The sequence below is a fragment of the Brachybacterium sp. p3-SID957 genome, from assembly GCF_025144775.1.
Lineage (GTDB): Bacteria > Actinomycetota > Actinomycetes > Actinomycetales > Dermabacteraceae > Brachybacterium > Brachybacterium epidermidis.
On the sequence record NZ_JALXKT010000034.1, the window covers coordinates 1 to 18,371 of the forward strand.

An 18,371-nucleotide genomic window follows, 5' to 3' on the forward strand; every position below is an offset into this window, starting at 1 on the left:
GTCGTCCTGGGAACGGGAGCGCTCAGGAGCTGAGCGGACGGTCCTCGCCCACCTCGGCGTCACCGCCTGCGGTCGCGGTGTCCTCGGAGGCCTCGTTCAGCGATGCCTCCTTCTCCTCGTCCTGCTTCGCGCTCTGCTTCTCCGCCTTCTTCTCGGAGACGCGCTCCTTGGCGCCACCGGCCAGGCCGGCGGCCTTCTCCTTGGCGCTCTCCGCAACGCCGGGGGCCTTGTCCTTCACGGTCTCCGCGGCGTCATGGGCTGCCTTCCCGGCGGTATCGCGGGCCTGGGCGGCCTTGCGCTGGACCTCGGGATCCTCGACGATCTGCCGAGCGGTGCGCTCGAGCGACTCGTAAGGGCCGCGGCCCATGCGGGAGCCGACGACGAAGCCGATGGTCAGACCGGAGATGAACAGGAACCTCTTCACGGGGTGCCTCCTACGTTCGGGGATCGTGTCGCGTGCATCGTCCCACACATCCATGTGACCCACTGCTCGGGGCCCCGCCCGCGAAAGCGTCGACCGAGCGGTCCGCAGCGGCGTGGGCCCCTCCCCTGTCAGGTCCGTTCTTGTTCCTGTCCTCATCATCGGCGGGCGGGATCTACGATCGTTCCAGGGAGAGGACCGGTCACAGGACGCCCGGCCCGCCCCGCGGAGCTTTGGAGGAGCAGACGACGGTGTCATCCATGCAGTCCCCCGGCCAGACCACCCGCATCACCATCGAGGACGTCGCCGATCAGGTCCGCACCTGGGTCCAGGCTGCGCGCACCCGCCCGGTCCCGCCCCCGGCGAAGCTCCTCGCGGATCTGCTGAAGGATCCGAAGGGCCTGGAGTTCACCCTCGCCTTCGTGGACCGGGTGATCCGCACCGAGGATCCGAAGGCCGCCGCGGTGGAGCTGCGCCGGCTGGCCCAGGATCCGCCGGCGTTCCTGCCTCCGGCGCTGCGTCGCGTGGTGGCACTGGGCGGCTCCGCCTCGAAACTGGCACCCCAGGTGGTGGTCCCCACCGCGCAGGCCGTGATGCGGACGATGGTCTCCCACCTGATCCTCGACGCCCGCCCCGGCCCGCTCACCCGCTCGATCGCGAGGATGACGGCCGACGGCACCAAGCTCAACATCAACCCCCTCGGCGAGGCGGTGCTGGGTGCGCAGGAGGCCGCCCGCCGCCTGCAGGTGGTGCGGGAGCTGGCCGCACGGCCTGATGTCGACTACGTCTCCATCAAGGTGTCCTCGATCGTGGACCATCTGCCGCTGTGGGCGGCCGACCAGACCGTCGACCATATTGTGGAGACCCTGCTGCCGCTGTACCTGGACGCCGCCCGGGGAGAGCACCCCACCTTCCTGAACATGGACATGGAGGAGTACCGGGACCTGGAGCTGACCCTGCGGGTGTTCGAGAAGCTGCTGGACCGGCCGGAGCTGGCCGACTACCGCGCCGGCATCGTCCTGCAGGCGTACCTGCCGGACTGTCCCACCGCGATGGCGCGCCTGCGCGAGTTCGCCGCGAGGCGCGTCGCCTCAGGCGGGGCTCCGATCAAGGTGCGCCTGGTCAAGGGAGCGAACCTGGCGATGGAGCGGGTCGACGCGTCCGTGCACGGCTGGCCGCAGGCGCCGCTGCTCAGCAAGGAGTCCACGGACGCGCAGTACAAGCGCATGCTGATGGAGGCCCTGGACCCGGCGAAGCTCGAGGCCGTGAACATCGGCGTGGCCGGGCACAACCTGTTCGACATCGCCTTCGCGCACCTGCTGATGCGCGAGCGCGGCATCCGCCCCCTGCCCAGCAGCGGCATCGAGTTCGAGATGCTGGCGGGCATGGCGCCCGGTCAGCAGGCGGTGGTCCGCGAGTCGGTGGGGTCGATGCGGCTGTACGTGCCGGTGGTGGCCCCGCAGCAGTTCGACGTGGCGGTCTCCTACCTTGTGCGTCGTCTGGAGGAGAACGCCTCCAGCGAGAACTTCATGTCGGCCGTGTTCGAACTGGACTCCCAGCCGACCCTGTTCGACCGCGAGATGGAGCGCTTCTCCCGCGCCCTCACCCGCGCCCTGGAGGAGACCTCCCCCCGCACCTACCGCGACCAGGATCGCGCCGCCGAGGCGAGCGAGGGACTGCCGGAGCTGGGCTCTCCCGCGATCCCCGCGGTGCCGGGTCGCTTCCGCAACACCCCGGACACCGACATGTCCACCCCGGGCAACCAGCGGTGGGCGGAGATGATCACGCACCGTCTGCGCGGGTCCCGGATCGGCGTCGAGGAGGCGCAGCGGATCCGGGTGGACTCGGTCGAGGGCGTGGACGCGGTGCTCTCGAAGGCGATCGACGCACAGCGGGGTTGGGCGGCCCTGCCTGCCCAGAAGCGTGCCGCGGTGCTGCGACGAGCAGCCAGGGTGCTGGCCGCCCACCGCGCGGAGCTGTTGGAGGTCGCGGCCTCGGAGACCGGCAAGACCCTGGACCAGGGGGATCCGGAGATCAGCGAGGCCATCGATTTCGCGCTCTACTACGCCGATCAGGCGGAGGCCCTGGCCACGGATGCGGAGACCGCGTTCACCCCGCGGCGACTGACCCTGGTCACCCCGCCGTGGAACTTCCCCATCGCCATACCCACCGGCAGCATGCTCGCGCCGCTGGCCACCGGCAGTGCCGTGGTGATGAAGCCGGCGCCCCAGGCGCGACGCTGCGGTGCCTACCTGGGCCGTCTGCTGCACGAGGCGGGGGTGCCCGAGGGCGTGCTGACCATCGTCGACGTCCCCGAGGACGAGACCGGAAGGGCGCTGATCACCGATGAGCGCGTGGACCAGCTGATCCTCACCGGCGGCTACGATACCGCCGAGCTGTTCGCCTCTTGGCGCCCAGAGCTGCGCATCATGGCCGAGACCAGCGGCAAGAACGCCATCGTGGTCACCCCGCACGCGGATCTGGACCTCGCAGCGAAGGACGTGGCCGCGAGCGCCTTCGGCCACGCGGGCCAGAAGTGCTCGGCCGCCAGTCTGGTGATCACCGTGGGGTCAGTGTCCCGGTCCCGCCGTTTCATGGCGCAGCTGGCCGATGCCGTGCTGAGCCTGCACGTGGGGCACCCGATCGATCCCACCGTGCAGATGGGCCCGGTGATCGAGCCCCCGGGCGAGAAGCTCGCCTCCGGACTCACCGAGCTGGGCGAGGGAGAGACCTGGCTGTCGCGGCCGCGTCAGCTTGACGAGGAGGGCCGCGTGTTCACCCCCGGTGTGCGCGAGGGCGTCAAGGAGGGCTCCGCCTTCCACCTCACCGAGTACTTCGGGCCGGTGCTCGGGATCATGCACGCTCCCACCCTCGAGGACGCGGTGCGGATGCAGAACGGTACGGCCTACGGGCTCACCGCCGGCCTGCACTCCCTGGACCCGGCCGAGATCGCCTGGTGGACCGAGCATGTCGAGGCCGGCAACCTGTACGTCAACCGTGGCATCACCGGCGCGATCGTGGAGCGGCAGTCCTTCGGCGGCTGGAAGCGCTCGGCCATCGGGAAGACGGCCAAGGCCGGCGGCCCCAACTACCTGGTGCACCTGATGGACGCGGCGGACCGCGAGCCGGGCGACGCCGCCGGTGGTGCCGATCCGGCGCAGCTCGAGGCGGCCTGGCTGGACGAGGCCCGCCACTCCGACCGGGAGCACTTTGCCAGCACCTTCGCGCCGCGCGACGCCCAGGATCTGCACGGGGAGATCAACGTGCTGCGGTACCTGCCGCTGCCGGTGATGGTGCGGGCCGCCTCCGATGCGCGACCCGTCGAGCTGGAGCGCGTGCTGCACGCGGCGGCCACCGTGGGTGCCGCGGTGGAGGTCTCCGTGGCCTCCGGCGGCGGGGCCGCCGAGCTGGAAGCGGCGGCGCAGCGGGCAGGTCTGGACGGCGGCCTGGTGCGGGTGGAGGACGATGCCGCTTTCGCTGCGCGGATCAAGGATCTGGCGCAGCGCCGGGTGCGGGTGATCGGCACTGTCGATGCCTCGCTGCGCCGGGCGATCGCCCACCGCGTGGAGGTGGCGCTGTTCGACGGCGCGGTGGTCTCCAGCGGTCGCGTGGAGCTGCTGACGTTCCTGCACGAGCAGGCGATCAGCGCCACCGACCACCGCTACGGAAACCTGCTTCCCCACCGGCAGGACCTCACCGGCGGCCGGGGCTGGGAGCGCGGCAGGCGCTGAGCAGTGCCCTAGCGGTATCGGTACTTTCGTACCGATACCGCTGCCGGGCAGTGATCCCACGCGCGCGGCGGGCTAGCCTCGGTGCCCCGAACCCCGAGAGCACGTCGAGGTGCCCCATGCCCGAATCGGACCATCACCCCACCCTGACCACGTCGCGTCGCACCGCGGTGACGGCTGGCCTGACCGGTCTCGTCGGCCTGGTCGCCGTACCGGCCGCCTGCGCCGACCCCGCCGAGAGGAACCCAGCCATGCCCGATGGAGCGAACCCCCGCACAGATTCCGAGGTCACGCCGCTCCCGCCGAAGGAGGCCCTGGAACGGGCGCGCCGCGCCACCTCGGCCCTGCTGGAGCACTTCCGTGCCGAGACAGATCCGGACATGCTGATCGAGCGCACTCCGCGGCAGGAGGGCGACCCGGAGTTCACCTACGTCTGGCCGCTGTCCCAGGCCCGGGCCGCCGTCACCGAGCTGATCGCTGCCCACGGCAGCGGTTCTTCCGGGAACAAGCGTCCCGACGAGGATCTGCTCGCTGCCGATGCGTCCCTGCTGCGGGCACAGGAGAGGTACTGGTATCCCGCCGGAGGTACGACGGGCCTGCCCGGGTACACCGCCGCCACCGATTCCGAACAGGGCGCCCACGGCGACTTCTTCTACGACGACAACGACTGGGTCGCCCTGCTGGAGATCGAGCAGCACCTGCTCACCGACGGTGCCGAGGGGAACCTCGAGCGCGCCCAGCAACTGCTGGAGCTGTTCCGTTCAGGTGAGGCGACCGATGCCTCCCTTCCCTCCCCGGGCGGGATCTGGTGGACGCAGGGCGACTGGAACGACGACCGCAACACGGTCTCGACCGTGCCGTCGGCGAAGGTGGCCCTGCGCCTGCATCAACTGACCGGCGATCCCTCCGCCCTGGAGGATGCCCTGCGCTGGATGGACTGGGCCCGCGAGACCCTGCTCGCGCCCGAGGGGCTGTACTGGGACAACATCAAGCCCAACGGCACCATCGACCGCACGTTCTGGACGTACAACCAGGGCGTGCCCCTGGGGGCGGAGGCCCTGGCCTACGAGATCACCGGCGCCAAGGCCCATCGGGACCGTGCGCTGGAGCTGGCCGAGGCGATCGCGGCGCACTACCGGCCCTTCGAGGCCGGCGGCCCGATGGACGAGCAGCCGATCCAGTTCAACGCGATCCTGCTGACCAACCTGCTGATGGCCGAGTCGATCCTCGGGGCCCGCGTCCAGGGCCGGAAGATCACCGAGGCCTACGCGCAGCGCCTGTGGCAGGAACGGCGGGACCCCACCACGGACCTGGTCACGGGCTCGCGCGAGACCGGCGTGGGAACACACCTGCTGGACCAGGCCGGCTTCGCGCGCACCCTGGCGCTGGCGGCGATGCCGCGACCGCTGTGGACGTACCTGAGCTGAACGACGTTCTCAGGCGGTGCCCACGCGCGCACCGTCGGGCACCTGCCCTCCCTCGGTGCCGAGCACCGCATCGCCGATCACCGTGACGTCCTGACCGAAGGTCCAATCGCCCTGCACGTCCAGGCTGGTGGCCTCCTTCAGCGACGGGATGCCGTGCGGGAAGCGGGCCTCGAAGTCGCCGATCAGCTTGTAGGGCTCGGAGGCGAGCGTGACGGCGGGCACCGATGGCACCTGCTGCACCAGGGCCTGGCGCTGATCGAGCGCATACAGGTCCGAACGGATCAGCAGCAGGTCGCTGGTGGCCTTGACTGGCAAGAACCGGTCGCGTCCCACCACGATCGCGGTCGCACCCTCGAACACCTCGATTGCCGCACCCATGGCGGATTCGATCTGGTACACCTTCGGGCTGGTCTTGTCGGAGGGGTCCACCGTCTTCTCGTTGCGGATCAGCGGCAGTCCCATCACGCCGTCGCGCTCCTTGAGCACCGCATCCAGCTGCTCGAGGTCGAACCACAGGTTGTTGGTGTGGAAGTACGGGTGGCGGTGCTCGTCGGTGAAGTAGTCCATCTCCTCCTGCGGGGTCTGCGCGGTGTCGCGCAGGATGAGCCGCCCATCGGACTTGCGCACCGCGAGATGGCCGCCCTTGCGGTCGGCAGCAGTGCGACGGCACAGCTCAGCCGCGTAGGGGGCACCGGTGGAGGCGAACCACGAGGCGATCACGGGGTTGGGCACGGTTCCGAGGTTGTCGGAGTTGGAGACCGAGGCGTACCTGAAGCCGGCGTCCAGCAGCTGCTGCAGCACGCCGGAGGTCTGCAGGGCGGTGTAGATGTCGCCGTGACCGGGCGGGCACCACTCCAGCGACGGATCCGCCTCCCACTGGACGGGGGTGAGATCGTCTGTCCGCAGCTTGGGCTCCTTGTTCTGCAGGAAGTCCAGCGGCAGGTCCCCGACGGGGAGGTCCGGATACTTCGCGAGCACCTCGAGGGTGTCCTCGCGGGTGCGGAAGGAGTTCATGAAGATCAGCGGCAGGCGCGAGCCCGTGCCGCGGCGGGCCGCCAGCACCTGCTCGACGATGATGTCCAGGAAGCTCTTGCCGTCCCGCACCGGCAGCAGGGACTTGGCCTTGTCCAGGCCCATCGAGGTGCCCAGGCCGCCGTTGAGGTTGATGATCGCGAGCTTGTCGAACACCTGCTTGGCGTGCGCGGGGTCGATCCGCACGTCGTCCAGCTTGGGCGGGTCCAGGTACGGCTCGATGGTGTCCTCGGGGATCGAGCCGGTCACGCCCTCCTCGAGCTGGCCGTAGTAGTGGGTGAAGACGTCGATGGCGGTCTGCGGAACGCCTGCGTCGGCCATCTTCTGCTGTGCTGTGGAGAGTCCGTCGGTGCTCATGCCGACAGGGTATCGGGGGTGAGCTCGAGCCGTGGCCAGCACGCCAGTGCGCGCAGCACCGACCGGTCGTGGGTGGCGACCACCACGGCCGCCGGTGTCGACTCCAGCGCGGCCAGGAGGTCGTCGACCCCGCTGATGCCCAGATGGTTGGTGGGCTCGTCCAGCAGCAGCACGTCGGGGCGCTGGGCGAACAGCCGCGCCAGGGCCCGTCGGCGTCGCTCCCCCGGGCTGCCCCGGTGCTCTCCCGGACCGCCGCGGCCACGTTCCGGGCCACCCCGGTGAGGATGCTGGTCGAGGTGGACGGTCTCGTCCTCCTGTGCCAGGTACCCGATCCGGGCGCCGCCCAGGACGCGCACCGTGCCGGCGTCGGGTTCGAGAGCACCGGCGAGCACGCGCAGCAGCGTGGTCTTGCCCGCCCCGTTGGGGCCGACGACCAGCAGCCGGTCCCCGCCCTCCAGGCGCAGGGTGGTCTCGGCCAGGCGCGGTGGCGTGCCTGGCTGGTCGCGCTCCACTCGTATGCCGTTGGCGCGCAGCAGCGGCTTGCCGGCCGGCGTGCCGCTGACGGGCAGGCTCAGTCGCGGCGGGGGCGGCGGGACGTCGAGCCGATGCTCCTCCAGACGATCGATGCGCTCGTTCATGGCGCGCACCACGCCGGGTGCACGTGACTGCCGCTGGTGCTTGCCGGTGCCCTTGTCGGGCCGCCACCCGGTGGAGAGCCGCGCCCGGGCGGCCTCGGCCTGTCCCTGCAGGCGCGTGTGCTCCTCCTGCTGGGCGCGGTAGGCGTCCTCCCATGCTGCGCGATGGCGCCGCCGGGTCTCCTGCCAGGTGTCGATCCCGCCGGTGACCAGCAGCGGCGGGCCGTCCATGGTGGGGTCCAGGTCCAGGAACGCGGTGGCGACGTCGGCCAACAGGGCCCGGTCGTGCGAGACGATCGCGGTGGCCCCGTGGTGCTCGCGCAGGGTGCGGGTCAGGTGCTCCAGACCGCGTGCGTCGAGGTGGTTGGTCGGCTCGTCCAGCAGCAGGATGTCCTCCCTGGCGGCGATCACCCCGGCCAGGCGCACGCGGTAGCGCTGCCCCACCGAGAGGGTGGACAGGGGGCGGCTGCGGTCGGTGACGGCACCGACCTCCTCCAGTGAGACCTCGAGCCGGCGCTCCGCGTCCCAGGCATCCAGGGCGGTGGCGGCCGCGAGCGCCTCGTCGTAGCGACGACTCGCCGCGGGGCCGGTGTCCTCAGTGAGGGCCTGGGCGGCGCGGTCCATCTCGTCCAGTGCTGCGAGAGGGCGGGCCAGCAGGTGGTCCAGCAGGTCGCCGATGGTCAGGGCGCTGCCATCGGTCGCGGCGGTGGTGGGGAGCTCCTGGCGCACGATGCCGAGCGAGCCGTGTCGCTCCACGGTCCCTGCATCGGGCTCTAGGACTCCGGCCAGGGCGTCGAGCAGGGTTGTCTTGCCCCGGCCGTTCTCCCCGACCACGGCGAGGGAGTCGCCGGGGGCGAGGGTGAGGTCGATGTCGCGCAGGATGACGCGGCCGCCTCGTGCCAGGCGCAGGCCGCGGGCGCGGAGATGAGCGGTGCCGGTGGTGGGCAGGGGGTGGGTGAGAGAGGACATGTCGTCGCTTCCGGTGGTGGGTGGCACCGGGCGTGCGAGATCTGCCGCCCGGTCGTGGTCCGGACGACGGCGTAGGGGTGTTCGCGAGCGCCGCCGTCAGCGGCGGGCGCGGGGGCGCGGCGCCATGGCCGCGGTCGACATGCAGTACCTCATGGCATCCACGTTACGGGGCCCGGTCCGTCTCATGCCACGTGATTTCCTCGGCTCGGATCAGCGCCGGTCACCTCGGCGGTGAGGTGTCTAGTGTGGAGGGATGACCGCGTCGCTGCACGTCGTTCGGAACCGTCTCGCATCGGACACTGTGCCAGTACCCGGCCGGGAGCACGGGCACACTCATGGATCCGCGCCCGTAGAATCGACTCCCATGAGCACAGTCCTGTCCGCGGTCGCCTGGCCGTACGCCAACGGTCCCCGTCACATCGGTCACGTCGCCGGATTCGGCGTCCCCTCGGACGTCTTCTCCCGGTACATGCGGATGGCCGGGCACGACGTGCTGATGGTCTCCGGCACCGACGAGCACGGCACCCCGATCCTGGTGGAGGCCGACCAGCAGGGTGTCACCGCCCGTGAGCTGGCCGACCGCAACAATCGGATCATCGTCGAGGACCTGGTGGCGCTGGGGCTGAGCTACGACCTGTTCACCCGCACCACCACCCGCAACCACTACCAGGTGGTGCAGGAGATGTTCCTGGCCGTGCGGGACAACGGGTACATGATCGAGCAGGCCGCCTCCGGGGCGATCTCCCCGTCGACCGGCCGCACCCTGCCCGACCGCTACATCGAGGGCACCTGTCCCATCTGCAAGACCCCGGGTGCGCGCGGCGACCAGTGCGACGCGTGCGGCAACCAGCTGGACCCCACGGATCTGATCGATCCCGTCTCCCGCATCAACGGGGAGACCCCGCAGTTCGTGGAGACCACGCACTGGTTCCTGGACCTGCCGTCGCTGGCGGCCGAGCTGGGCAGATGGCTGGACGAGCGCGAGAGCACCGGGCTGTGGCGGCCCAACGTGATCCGCTTCAGCCAGAACATCCTCGAGGACATCCGCCCCCGCGCGATGACACGCGACATCGACTGGGGCATCCCGGTGCCGGGCTGGGAGGACCAGCCCAACAAGCGCCTGTACGTGTGGTTCGACGCCGTGATCGGCTATCTCTCGGCCTCCATCGAGTGGGCGCGCCGCAGCGGCGATCCCGAGGCGTGGCGCCAGTGGTGGAACGATCCCGAGGCCCTGGCCTACTACTTCATGGGCAAGGACAACATCGTCTTCCACTCGCAGATCTGGCCGGCGGAGATGCTGGCCCAGAACGGCAAGGGCGACAAGGGCGGCGAGCCCGGGAAGTTCGGCGAGCTGAACCTGCCCACGGAGGTGGTCTCCAGCGAGTTCCTCACCATGGAGGGCAAGAAGTTCTCCTCCTCCAAGCGCGTGGTGATCTACGTGCGCGACATGCTGGACCGCTATCAGCCCGATGCGCTGCGCTACTACATCTCGGCCGCGGGCCCGGAGAATCAGGACGCCGACTTCACCTGGGTGGACTTCGTCTCCCGCACCAACAACGAGCTGGTGGCCGGCTGGGGCAACCTGGTCAACCGCACCGCCGCGATGATCGCCAAGAACGTCGGGGAGATCCCGGCCGCCGGTGAGCTGGAGCCGATCGACGAGAGGCTGCTGGGCGCCATCAGGGACGGCTTCGGCACCGTCGGGAAGCTGATCGAGACCCACCGTCAGCGCGCCGCCATCGCCGAGGTGATGCGCCTGGTGGGCGAGGCCAACCGGTACGTCTCCGAGACCCAGCCGTTCAAGCTGAAGGGCGAGGACGAGCGGGAGCGCCTGCTGACGATCCTGCACGTGCTGGCACAGGCCGTCACCGACCTGAACACGATGATGGCGCCGTTCCTGCCACGCTCCTCCAACGAGGTGGAGAAGGCGCTGGGCGGCGACCGGGTGATCGCCCCGATGCCGCGCATCGAGGACGTCGAGGACCTGGACGGCGGGCCCGGCTACCCGATCATCACCGGGGATTACACGGGCGTGCCCGCCTGGGAGCACCGCCCCGTCACGGTGGGCGCCCCAGTCTCCAAGCCCACGCCGATCTTCGTCAAGCTCGATCCGACCACCGCCGAGGTGGAGCTGGAGCGTCTTGAGGAGCAGAGCACCGGCGCTGGCGCCGACGAGTGAGCGGGACCCGGAGCGCGCCGGGGCGACGTCGAGAGCGGGATTCCCCCGGAAGTGTGACCACGACCCAGCCTTATTAACACTTCCGCGAGGAAGTGTTAGTACAGTGGGGGTGTGAGCGCAGTTCCCGCACCGTTGACCGTTCCCCCTACCGGGGCACGGCCGGGGGTCTGGCACGTTCCGGACGACGGCTTCGCATCGCGTTCGGCACGGGCCCGCGGGTCGGGCCCCTATGAGGCCTCCCTGCCCGCTCCCCTCGCGGATCTGGTGCTGACGCTGCCCGGTGACATCGCTGCCGACGTCGGCGATGCGGAGGCGGCCCTGGCCACGTTCGACTCTCATGCTGCCCGCGAGCTCGGCGCGGACAGCCCGGCACTGGGCCCGATGAGCGCGGTGCTGCTGCGCACCGAGTCCGCCTCCTCCTCGCAGATCGAGGATCTGACCGTCGGCGCGAAGCAGCTGGCACTCGCGGAGCTGAAGGAGTCGCGCAGCACGAACGCCCAGGCCGTGGTGGCGAACGTGCGCACCATGGAAGCGGCGCTGCGACTCGCCACCGCGCTCGACCTCGACGCGGTGCTGGCGATGCATCGTGCGCTGATGGTGGGCGCCGGCACCGGTGAGGGGCGCGACGCCGGCGCCCTGCGCACACGGCTGGTCTGGGTGGGCCGCAGCGGCTCCTCCCCCCGCGGTGCCGCGCACGTGGCCCCGGAGGCGCAGGACGTGCCTGCGGCGATGGAGGACCTGATGCACTTCATCGCTCGCGAGGACCTCCCCGTGCTGCTCCACGCCGCCCTTGCCCACGCACAGTTCGAGACGATCCATCCGTTCACCGATGGCAACGGGCGCACAGGGCGCGCCCTGGTCCACGCGATGCTCCACGGCAAGGGACTGCTGCGCCACACCACGGCACCGGTGTCAGCCGGACTGCTCACGGACCTGGAGGGGTACGTCCAGGCACTCACCTCCTTCCGCCACGGCGATGCGCGCCCGATCGTCGAGCAGTTCGCTCGTGCCGCCCGCTACGCCGCCGGCACCGGCAGCAGGCTGGTGGACGACCTCGCAGCGGTGATGGCCCAGTCACGCGAGCGCATGGCGGGGCTTCGTCCCCACGCCACCGCGTGGAGGGTGCTGCCGCTGCTGATCGCCCAGCCGATCGTGGACAGCGGGTACCTGCGCCAACGCCTCGAGGTGAGCGCCATGACGGCGCAGCGCGCCCTCGATCAGCTGAGCGGCGCAGGGGTGCTGCAGGAGACCACCGGGCGCTCGCGCAACCGGGTATGGCAGCACAAGGGCGTCCTGGCGGTGCTGGACGCGTACGCCGCCACCGTGCGCAGGGACGGATGAGCGGCGCGCTCGTCGCCGCCGCGATGCGCTAGTGTGACCAGCCTCGACGACCTTGAGCCCGGAGGTTCCCCATGTCCACCACCGAAGAACGGCCGGCGAAGCTCAATCCGAAGGTGGTGGGCATCTCCATCGCCGCCGCGGTGGGAGGGTTCCTCTTCGGCTTCGACACCTCGGTGATCAACGGCGCGGTCAGCGCCCTGTCCGATGAGTTCTCCCTCGGCGCGGGACTCACCGGGTTCGCCGTCTCCTCCGCTCTGATCGGCTGCGCTGTCGGTGCCTGGTTCGCCGGCGGGCTCGCCAACCGCTTCGGCCGCGTTCCGGTGATGGTGGTGGCCGCGATCCTGTTCTTCATCTCCGCTATCGGCTCGGGGCTGGCCTTCGGCGTGTGGGACCTCATCGTGTGGCGCGTCATCGGCGGGCTCGGCGTGGGCACTGCCAGCGTGATCGCCCCGGCCTACATCGCCGAGGTGGCTCCAGCGCGATACCGCGGCCGCCTGGGTTCCCTGCAGCAGCTCGCGATCGTGCTGGGGATCTTCACGGCCCTGCTGTCCAACGCAGTGCTGGCCAACACCGCCGGCGGAGCCGCCGAATCGCTGTGGCTGGGCCGGGACGCGTGGCGCTGGATGTTCATGATCGAAGCGATCCCTGCCGCGGTGTACGGGCTGATGGCGCTGAAGCTGCCCGAGTCACCGCGCTTCCTCGTCTCCAGGGACAAGCGCGACGAGGCATCCCGGGTCCTGTACGACTTCACCGGTGAGCTGGATGTGAACCTGAAGATCCAGCAGATCCAGAAGTCGTTGGAGCGGGAGGAGGACGAGAGCTTCCGGGACCTGCTGGGAGGCCGCTTCGGCCTCAAGCCGATCGTCTGGATCGGCATCCTGCTGTCGCTGTTCCAGCAGCTGGTGGGGATCAACGTGATCTTCTACTACTCCACCACCCTGTGGCAGTCGGTCGGGTTCGACGAGTCCCAGGCCCTGCTCACCAGCACCATCACCTCGGTGATGAACATCCTCGCCACCGTCATCGCGATCCTGCTGGTGGACAAGGTGGGCAGGCGCGTCATGCTGCTGGTCGGCTCGGCCGGGATGACCCTCTCCCTCGGGCTGATGGCGGTGGCCTTCTCCTTCGGTCAGGTGGCCGAGGGCGGGGCGGTCACCCTCGATCAGCCGTGGTCCACGCTCGCTCTGGTGGGCGCGAACGCCTTCGTGATGTTCTTCGGCACCACCTGGGGCCCGCTGGTGTGGGTGCTGCTGGGCGAGATCTTCCCCAACCGCATCCGCGCTTCAGCGCTCGCGGTCGCGGCCGCCGCGCAGTGGGCCGCGAACTTCGCGATCTCCACCACGTTCCCCGCGCTGTCCGAGATCGGCCTGACCTTCGCCTACGGCCTGTACGCCGCGTTCGCCCTGATCAGCTTCGTGTTCGTGTTCCTGCGGGTGCCTGAGACGAAGGACCGCGAGCTGGAGGACATGGACGACCTGGAGCTGGGGCGTGCGAAGAAGGACACCGCGCGCAGCTGACTTCCCGGAGCTCGACCGGGGGCCCGGTCAGAGTGCGTGCACCCGGAAGGCCACGGCATGCTCCACACCCAGGCCTTCTCCCCCGCCGCGCAGGATCTCCGGGATCATCTGCCCTGGCTCCGGGTGGTCGCCGATGTGCTCGAGGTAGGCCTCATGGGCGCTGAGGGAGTCGACCGATGCCTGCACCTGCCGCTGGTCGACCTGCTTGCCGTGGGTGGGCTGCGGGTGGCCGGACACCAGGATCGCGCGGGCCTGCCAGGGCTCGAGCCCCTCGTTCTCACCGAGCTCGCGGAACACCCAGGGGTTGGCGGCATCGCGCACCGCATCCACCACGGCGAGGCCCGCGACGCGGTGGTCGGCCTGGTTGAGGCCTCCGTAGGCCTCGAACTCGAAGTTCGCGGTGACCACCAGGTCGGGGCGCACCTGACGCACCACGCGGGCGATGTCGCGCCGCAGCGGCAGCCCGTACTCGAGCATCCCGTCGGGGTGATCGAGCATCCGCAGGTCCTCCACGCCCACGATCTCGCAGGCGCGTCGCTGCTCCTTCTCACGCAGCGGTGCGACCTCCTCGGGGGCCTCTGCCATGCCGGCCTCCCCGCGGGTGAGCAGCAGGTAGGCGACCTCGATCCCGGCATCGGTCCAGGCGGCCACAGCCGCGGAGGTGCCGTACTCCATGTCGTCGGGGTGGGCGACCACGCACAGCACGCGCTGCACGTCGTGGTCCTTGAGCGGCTGCAGGGATGCGGGGTGGTTCTGATCGGTCACGTTGTCTCCTTCGACTGATCCGGTGTCGTCCCCGACGGTAGCGGGGATGGCGGGGCTGTGCTCATCGTGCGCGTCGTCCCCGGCATCGAGGAAGCGCACCAGTTCGGCCACCGCCGCGCGACCGGCCCGGTTGGCGCCGATGGTGGAGGCGCTGGGCCCGTAGCCGAGCAGGTGGATGCGCTGATCAGCAGCGACCGCGGTGCCGTCCATGGTGATCCCGCCGTGACGGTTGTGCAGGCGCAGTGGCCGCAGGTGGGTGAGCTCGTGGCGGAAGCCGGTGGCCCACAGCAGCACGTCCAGCTCCGTGGTGCTGCCGTCGGCCTCGATCGCGCCGTGCGGGGTGATGCGGGTGAACAGGGGGCGGCGCTTCAGGATGCCGCGTCGTTCCGCCTCACGCAGGGCGGGTGTCCAGAACAGGCCGGTCACGGAGACGACGCTCCCGACCGGCAGACCTGCCGCAACCCGTTCGGCCACCCCGGCCACGGCCCGGGTGCCGCGCTCCTGCGTGAACGGCTCATCGGAGAACTCTGGCTCTCGGCGCGTGTACCAGTGGGTCGCGGCACCGGCGTCGGCCAGTTCCAGCAAGTGCCCGAGCGCGCTGATGCCACCGCCGATCACGGCGACCCGCTGTCCGGCGAAGTCCTCGGCCCGGGTGTAGTCGGCGGTGTGCAGCTGGGCGCCCCGGAACTCGGCGGCGCCGGGGTAGGTGGGCACGAACGGGCGGGTCCAGGTGCCGGTGGCGTTGAGGATCGCGCGGGTGCGGATCGGGGCGCGGGGCGTGTCGTCGGGGCCGACGGAGTGGATCAGCAGGTGCGCCGATCCGGGGCCGCCGTCGGTGCCGGCACTCCCCGGGGCGTCGGCGGGGTCGTTCTCGACGCGGAGCACGCGCACGGGGCGCTCGATGGGCACCTGGTAGCGGGCCTCGAAGTGGGCGAAGTAGGCGGGCACGGCCTGGTTGGAGCGCTCAGCGGGGTCGGTGTCGACGACGGGCATGCCGGGCAGTTCGCGGATGCCGTTGACGGTGGCCATGGTCAGGCTGTCCCAGCGGTGGCGCCATGCACCTCCCGGGCCTTCTTCGGCGTCGAGCAGGATCACGGTGCGCCCGGTCGCGTGCTGATCGCTGCTGCCCGGGGAGCGGAAGCCGCGTCGCCACAGGTGGTAAGCGGCCGAGAGCCCGGCCTGACCGGCCCCGATCACGGCCACGTCTGCCTCGCGCACGTCCGGCGTCATACTCAGCCGAACGACGCCGGTGGGGCGGGTGTTCCCTTCCGAGGGCGGGCTCACACGGCGCGCAGCCCGCGGTCCAGATCCGCACGCAGGTCGGCCAGGTCCTCCAGACCGATGCTGAGGCGCACCGTGCCGGGTCCCACGCCGCAGGCGGTGCGCTGCTGGGGTGTGAGGTGGCTGTGGGTGGTGGTCGCGGGGTGGCACACCAGGGAGCGGGCATCGCCGATGTTCACGGCGATGGTGAAGAGCTCCAGGACATCGCAGAAGGCTGCGGCGCCGGCCTCTCCCCCGGCCAGGTCGATGGAGAACACACCGGAGGTGCCGTGGGGGAAGTCGCGGGAGGCGATCGCGGCATCGGGCCGCCCGGGGATGGACGGATGGTGGACCTGATCGACGCCCGCGGCCGTGTGCAGGTGGGCGGCGAGCGCTTCTGCGTTCGCGCTGATGCGTTCCATCCGCAGGTCCAGGGTCTCGATGCCCACGAGGATCTGCTGGGCGCTCGCGGCGGGCAGCGTGGCACCGAAGTCGGTGACGTACTTGGCGCGAGCATAGGCGAGCAGCCCGGAGCCCCCGCTCTCGTACTCGTCGGCGAAGGTGACGCCGAAGCGCGGGTTCGGGGTGGTGAGCCTGGACCAGCGCTCGGGGCGACATCGCGGGTCGAAGCTGCCCGTGTCCACGATCAGGCCAGCGATGGTGGTGCCGTGCCCGGAGAGGTACTTGGTGGCGGAGTGGACGATAACATCGGCCCCGTGGTCCCCGGGCCGGTACAGGGCGGGGCTGGCGAGGGTGGAGTCGACCACCACAGGAACGTCGTGGGCGTGAGCGATGTCGCTGATGGCCGGCAGGTCCACCAGCTCCGCACCGGGGTTGGCGATGGATTCCAGCAGCACCGCGCGAGTCTCGGGCCGGATGGCCTGCTCCCACGCCTCGAGGTCCCAGGGGTCCACGGTGGTGGAGGTGACGCCCATGTCAGCCAGGGTGTCGTCGAGGAACTCCGTGGTTCCGCCGTACAGGCGGCGGGAGGCGACCACGTGGCTGCCCGGTTCCAGCAGGGCGCACAGGGCGATGGTGGTGGCGGCCTGCCCGCTGGCCACGGCGATGGCCCCGATGCCGCCCTCGAGGGCCGTGATGCGTTCCTCGAGCACCGTGGTGGTGGGGTTGCCCGAGCGGGAGTAGGCGAACCCTTCCGAGCGGCGCGCGAACAGTGCCTTCAAGGAGGCATGGTCGGGGTGGGCGTACGCGCTGGTGGCGTAGATCGGCGGGACCACGGCCCCATGAGGGTCCTGGGCCCGCCATCCGCCGTGGATAGCTGCGGTGGACATGCTGCGCCTCCTTCGCGTGCTCGGGCTGCCAGCATCCAGCAGGAGCGGGCGGTGTGCACAGGAGTGTGACGGCGTATGGCGGGCTCAGTGGTCGCCTTGCCGGGCCACCACCGCATCCCACAGGTGATCGGCGGGGTCAGCGGTGCCCACGAAGTGGCCGCCGGCCTCCAGCAGCAGCAGCCCCACCAGCTGGGACAGATCGGCCAACGTCGCGGCGAGGGTCTCAGGGTCGGTGCCGAGCTGCGCGGAGGGGGCGTCGAGCTGTGCGATCAGCGCGGTCCGGACCGGCACTGCTGGAGACGTTTCCGCAGGAACGTCATCCACGCCCCGAGCCCGCAGGAAGGCGCGCGCGATGCGGGCGGCCTCGGGGACGGTGCGCTCGGGAGCGGAGTACCCGGGGACGGGGGTGCCGTACAGCAGCTGGAACTCGTGGGGGCGCTCGAGGGCCCAGGCGCGCAGGGCACCGGCCGTGGCGGCCCAGCCGGAGGAGCACGCGGCCTCGAGCGCGTCGGCGAGGGAGCGGTAGGACTCCACCAGCAGTTCGCTCAGCAGTGCGTCCCGGTTCTCCACGTGGCGGTAGACCGCGGAGGGCACCACCCCGGCGCGCCGGGCCACGTCCCGCAGGGACAGCGCGGCCGCGCCCTGGTCGGCGACGACCTCCCGGGCGGCGGTCAGCATCCTGCGGCGGGTCTCCTGCTTGGCGTCCTCGCGTCGTGACATGGGGGCAGTCTAGCCACTTCAGTGAACGTTGTTCACCGTTGTGCTACCGTCCACGGTGAACACCGTTCACTGATAGCCTCCGGAGGTCGCCATGCCCGCTGTTGCCCGCACCGCCGCCAGCCCTCGCTCCGCCGCCGTCGCCTCGGCCATGGCCGCCGGCGCGGCCTTCGCCCTGTTCCCGCTGCTGCGCCCCTGGGGTGACAAGGCGGGCACGCTTCCCGAGATGGCCACGGCCTTCGCCTCCCCGACATGGGTGCTCGCCCATCTGCTGGGCATGGCGGGGTGGGTGCTTCTGGTCGTGCTGGCCGTGGCGCGGAGCTGGGCGCAGGGCGGTGGTGGCGCTCGGGCGGCGTGGCTGATGGGGATCGGTGCCGCACTGGTGCTGCCGTACTACGGGGCGGAGACGTTCGCGCTGAATGCCCTCGGGGCGGCGGCCCTGGAGGCCGGCGATCCCTCGCTGGTGGCAGCGCAGGAGTCGATCCGCTTCGCCCCAGCACCGGTGGTGATGTTCGCACTCGGGCTGATCCTGCTGGGCATCGGTGCGGTCCTGCTGGCGCGCGCGGCCACGGGTCGTGCCCGACCGGCCGCCGTGGCCACAGCGGTGCTGGTGGTCCTGTACCTGCCGCAGTTCTTCCTCCCGGCACCGGGCAGGATGCTGCACGGTCTGCTGCTGGGCGCGGCGCTGGCGTGGTGGGCGCTGTCGCTCCGACGGTCGACGTCGTGAGCCGCGC

12 protein-coding genes are annotated in these 18,371 nt (G+C 70.8%); 6 read left to right on the forward strand and 6 right to left on the reverse strand.

All coding sequences use genetic code 11. The annotated features are described in order from the left end of the window. Nucleotides 1-22: 22 nt before the first annotated feature. The gene (locus M3B01_RS08705; protein WP_193865941.1) at nucleotides 23-424 is read right to left on the reverse strand and encodes a hypothetical protein; all 402 of its coding nucleotides are present in this window, start codon (nucleotides 422-424) and stop codon (nucleotides 23-25) included. 257 nt (nucleotides 425-681) lie between these two features. Here M3B01_RS08705 and M3B01_RS08710 point away from each other — a divergent pair, with 257 nt between their 5' ends. Together M3B01_RS08710 and M3B01_RS08715 are read left to right on the forward strand one after the other, a co-directional pair. Continuing rightward, nucleotides 682-4,152, forward strand: a complete 3,471-nt coding sequence (locus M3B01_RS08710) for a bifunctional proline dehydrogenase/L-glutamate gamma-semialdehyde dehydrogenase (protein ID WP_259791309.1) — start codon at nucleotides 682-684, stop codon at nucleotides 4,150-4,152. A gap of 116 nt (nucleotides 4,153-4,268) precedes the next feature. Continuing rightward, on the forward strand, nucleotides 4,269-5,576 hold the full coding sequence (locus M3B01_RS08715; RefSeq protein ID WP_259791251.1) for a glycoside hydrolase family 76 protein: 1,308 nt from the start codon (nucleotides 4,269-4,271) through the stop codon (nucleotides 5,574-5,576). 9 nt (nucleotides 5,577-5,585) lie between these two features. Here M3B01_RS08715 and M3B01_RS08720 read toward each other — a convergent pair whose 3' ends face one another. Both M3B01_RS08720 and M3B01_RS08725 read right to left on the reverse strand, forming a co-directional pair. Further along, entirely contained in the window at nucleotides 5,586-6,965 is a 1,380-nt protein-coding gene (locus M3B01_RS08720) for a UTP--glucose-1-phosphate uridylyltransferase (RefSeq protein WP_193865943.1), read from the reverse strand. Beyond that, nucleotides 6,962-8,569 (reverse strand): ATP-binding cassette domain-containing protein, encoded by a 1,608-nt coding sequence (locus M3B01_RS08725; RefSeq protein WP_259791255.1) that lies wholly within the window; start codon nucleotides 8,567-8,569, stop codon nucleotides 6,962-6,964. The genes M3B01_RS08720 and M3B01_RS08725 overlap by 4 nt, the downstream gene beginning before the upstream one ends. A gap of 364 nt (nucleotides 8,570-8,933) precedes the next feature. Between M3B01_RS08725 and metG the strand changes: the two genes are divergently transcribed. From metG to M3B01_RS08740, 3 genes are all read left to right on the forward strand, one after another. Further along, nucleotides 8,934-10,748 (forward strand): methionine--tRNA ligase, encoded by a 1,815-nt coding sequence (gene metG / locus M3B01_RS08730; protein ID WP_259791259.1) that lies wholly within the window; start codon nucleotides 8,934-8,936, stop codon nucleotides 10,746-10,748. Between the two features lie 111 nt (nucleotides 10,749-10,859). After that, the gene (locus tag M3B01_RS08735) at nucleotides 10,860-12,089 is read left to right on the forward strand and encodes a Fic family protein (protein WP_259791262.1); all 1,230 of its coding nucleotides are present in this window, start codon (nucleotides 10,860-10,862) and stop codon (nucleotides 12,087-12,089) included. Nucleotides 12,090-12,160: 71 nt separating this feature from the next. Further along, a complete protein-coding gene (locus M3B01_RS08740; protein ID WP_259791266.1) occupies nucleotides 12,161-13,606 on the forward strand; it encodes a sugar porter family MFS transporter in 1,446 nt (481 codons plus the stop codon). Nucleotides 13,607-13,633: 27 nt separating this feature from the next. On the opposite strand, the gene M3B01_RS14640 is transcribed toward M3B01_RS08740, so the two are convergent. The 3 genes from M3B01_RS14640 to M3B01_RS08760 form a co-directional block, all read right to left on the reverse strand. Then, nucleotides 13,634-15,589: a PIG-L family deacetylase gene (locus M3B01_RS14640; protein ID WP_311203216.1), complete on the reverse strand. Its 1,956-nt coding sequence runs from the start codon at nucleotides 15,587-15,589 to the stop codon at nucleotides 13,634-13,636. A gap of 62 nt (nucleotides 15,590-15,651) precedes the next feature. Then, entirely contained in the window at nucleotides 15,652-16,920 is a 1,269-nt protein-coding gene (locus M3B01_RS08755) for an O-acetylhomoserine aminocarboxypropyltransferase/cysteine synthase family protein (protein ID WP_259791268.1), read from the reverse strand. An 84-nt stretch (nucleotides 16,921-17,004) separates the two neighbouring features. After that, nucleotides 17,005-17,640 (reverse strand): TetR/AcrR family transcriptional regulator, encoded by a 636-nt coding sequence (locus tag M3B01_RS08760; protein WP_259791270.1) that lies wholly within the window; start codon nucleotides 17,638-17,640, stop codon nucleotides 17,005-17,007. 91 nt (nucleotides 17,641-17,731) lie between these two features. On the opposite strand from M3B01_RS08760, the gene M3B01_RS08765 reads away from it, so the two are divergent. Continuing rightward, nucleotides 17,732-18,364: a hypothetical protein gene (locus tag M3B01_RS08765; protein ID WP_259791273.1), complete on the forward strand. Its 633-nt coding sequence runs from the start codon at nucleotides 17,732-17,734 to the stop codon at nucleotides 18,362-18,364. Nucleotides 18,365-18,371: the final 7 nt, after the last annotated feature.

Coding starts and splice junctions, on each gene's coding strand:
- M3B01_RS08710 (WP_259791309.1), top strand. CDS start 682: ATGCAGTCCCCCGGCCAGACCACCCGCATCACCATCGAGGACGTCGCC.
- M3B01_RS08715 (WP_259791251.1), top strand. CDS start 4,269: ATGCCCGAATCGGACCATCACCCCACCCTGACCACGTCGCGTCGCACC.
- M3B01_RS08720 (WP_193865943.1), bottom strand. CDS start 6,965: ATGAGCACCGACGGACTCTCCACAGCACAGCAGAAGATGGCCGACGCA.
- M3B01_RS08725 (WP_259791255.1), bottom strand. CDS start 8,569: ATGTCCTCTCTCACCCACCCCCTGCCCACCACCGGCACCGCTCATCTC.
- metG (WP_259791259.1), top strand. CDS start 8,934: ATGAGCACAGTCCTGTCCGCGGTCGCCTGGCCGTACGCCAACGGTCCC.
- M3B01_RS08740 (WP_259791266.1), top strand. CDS start 12,161: ATGTCCACCACCGAAGAACGGCCGGCGAAGCTCAATCCGAAGGTGGTG.
- M3B01_RS08755 (WP_259791268.1), bottom strand. CDS start 16,920: ATGTCCACCGCAGCTATCCACGGCGGATGGCGGGCCCAGGACCCTCAT.
- M3B01_RS08760 (WP_259791270.1), bottom strand. CDS start 17,640: ATGTCACGACGCGAGGACGCCAAGCAGGAGACCCGCCGCAGGATGCTG.
- M3B01_RS08765 (WP_259791273.1), top strand. CDS start 17,732: ATGCCCGCTGTTGCCCGCACCGCCGCCAGCCCTCGCTCCGCCGCCGTC.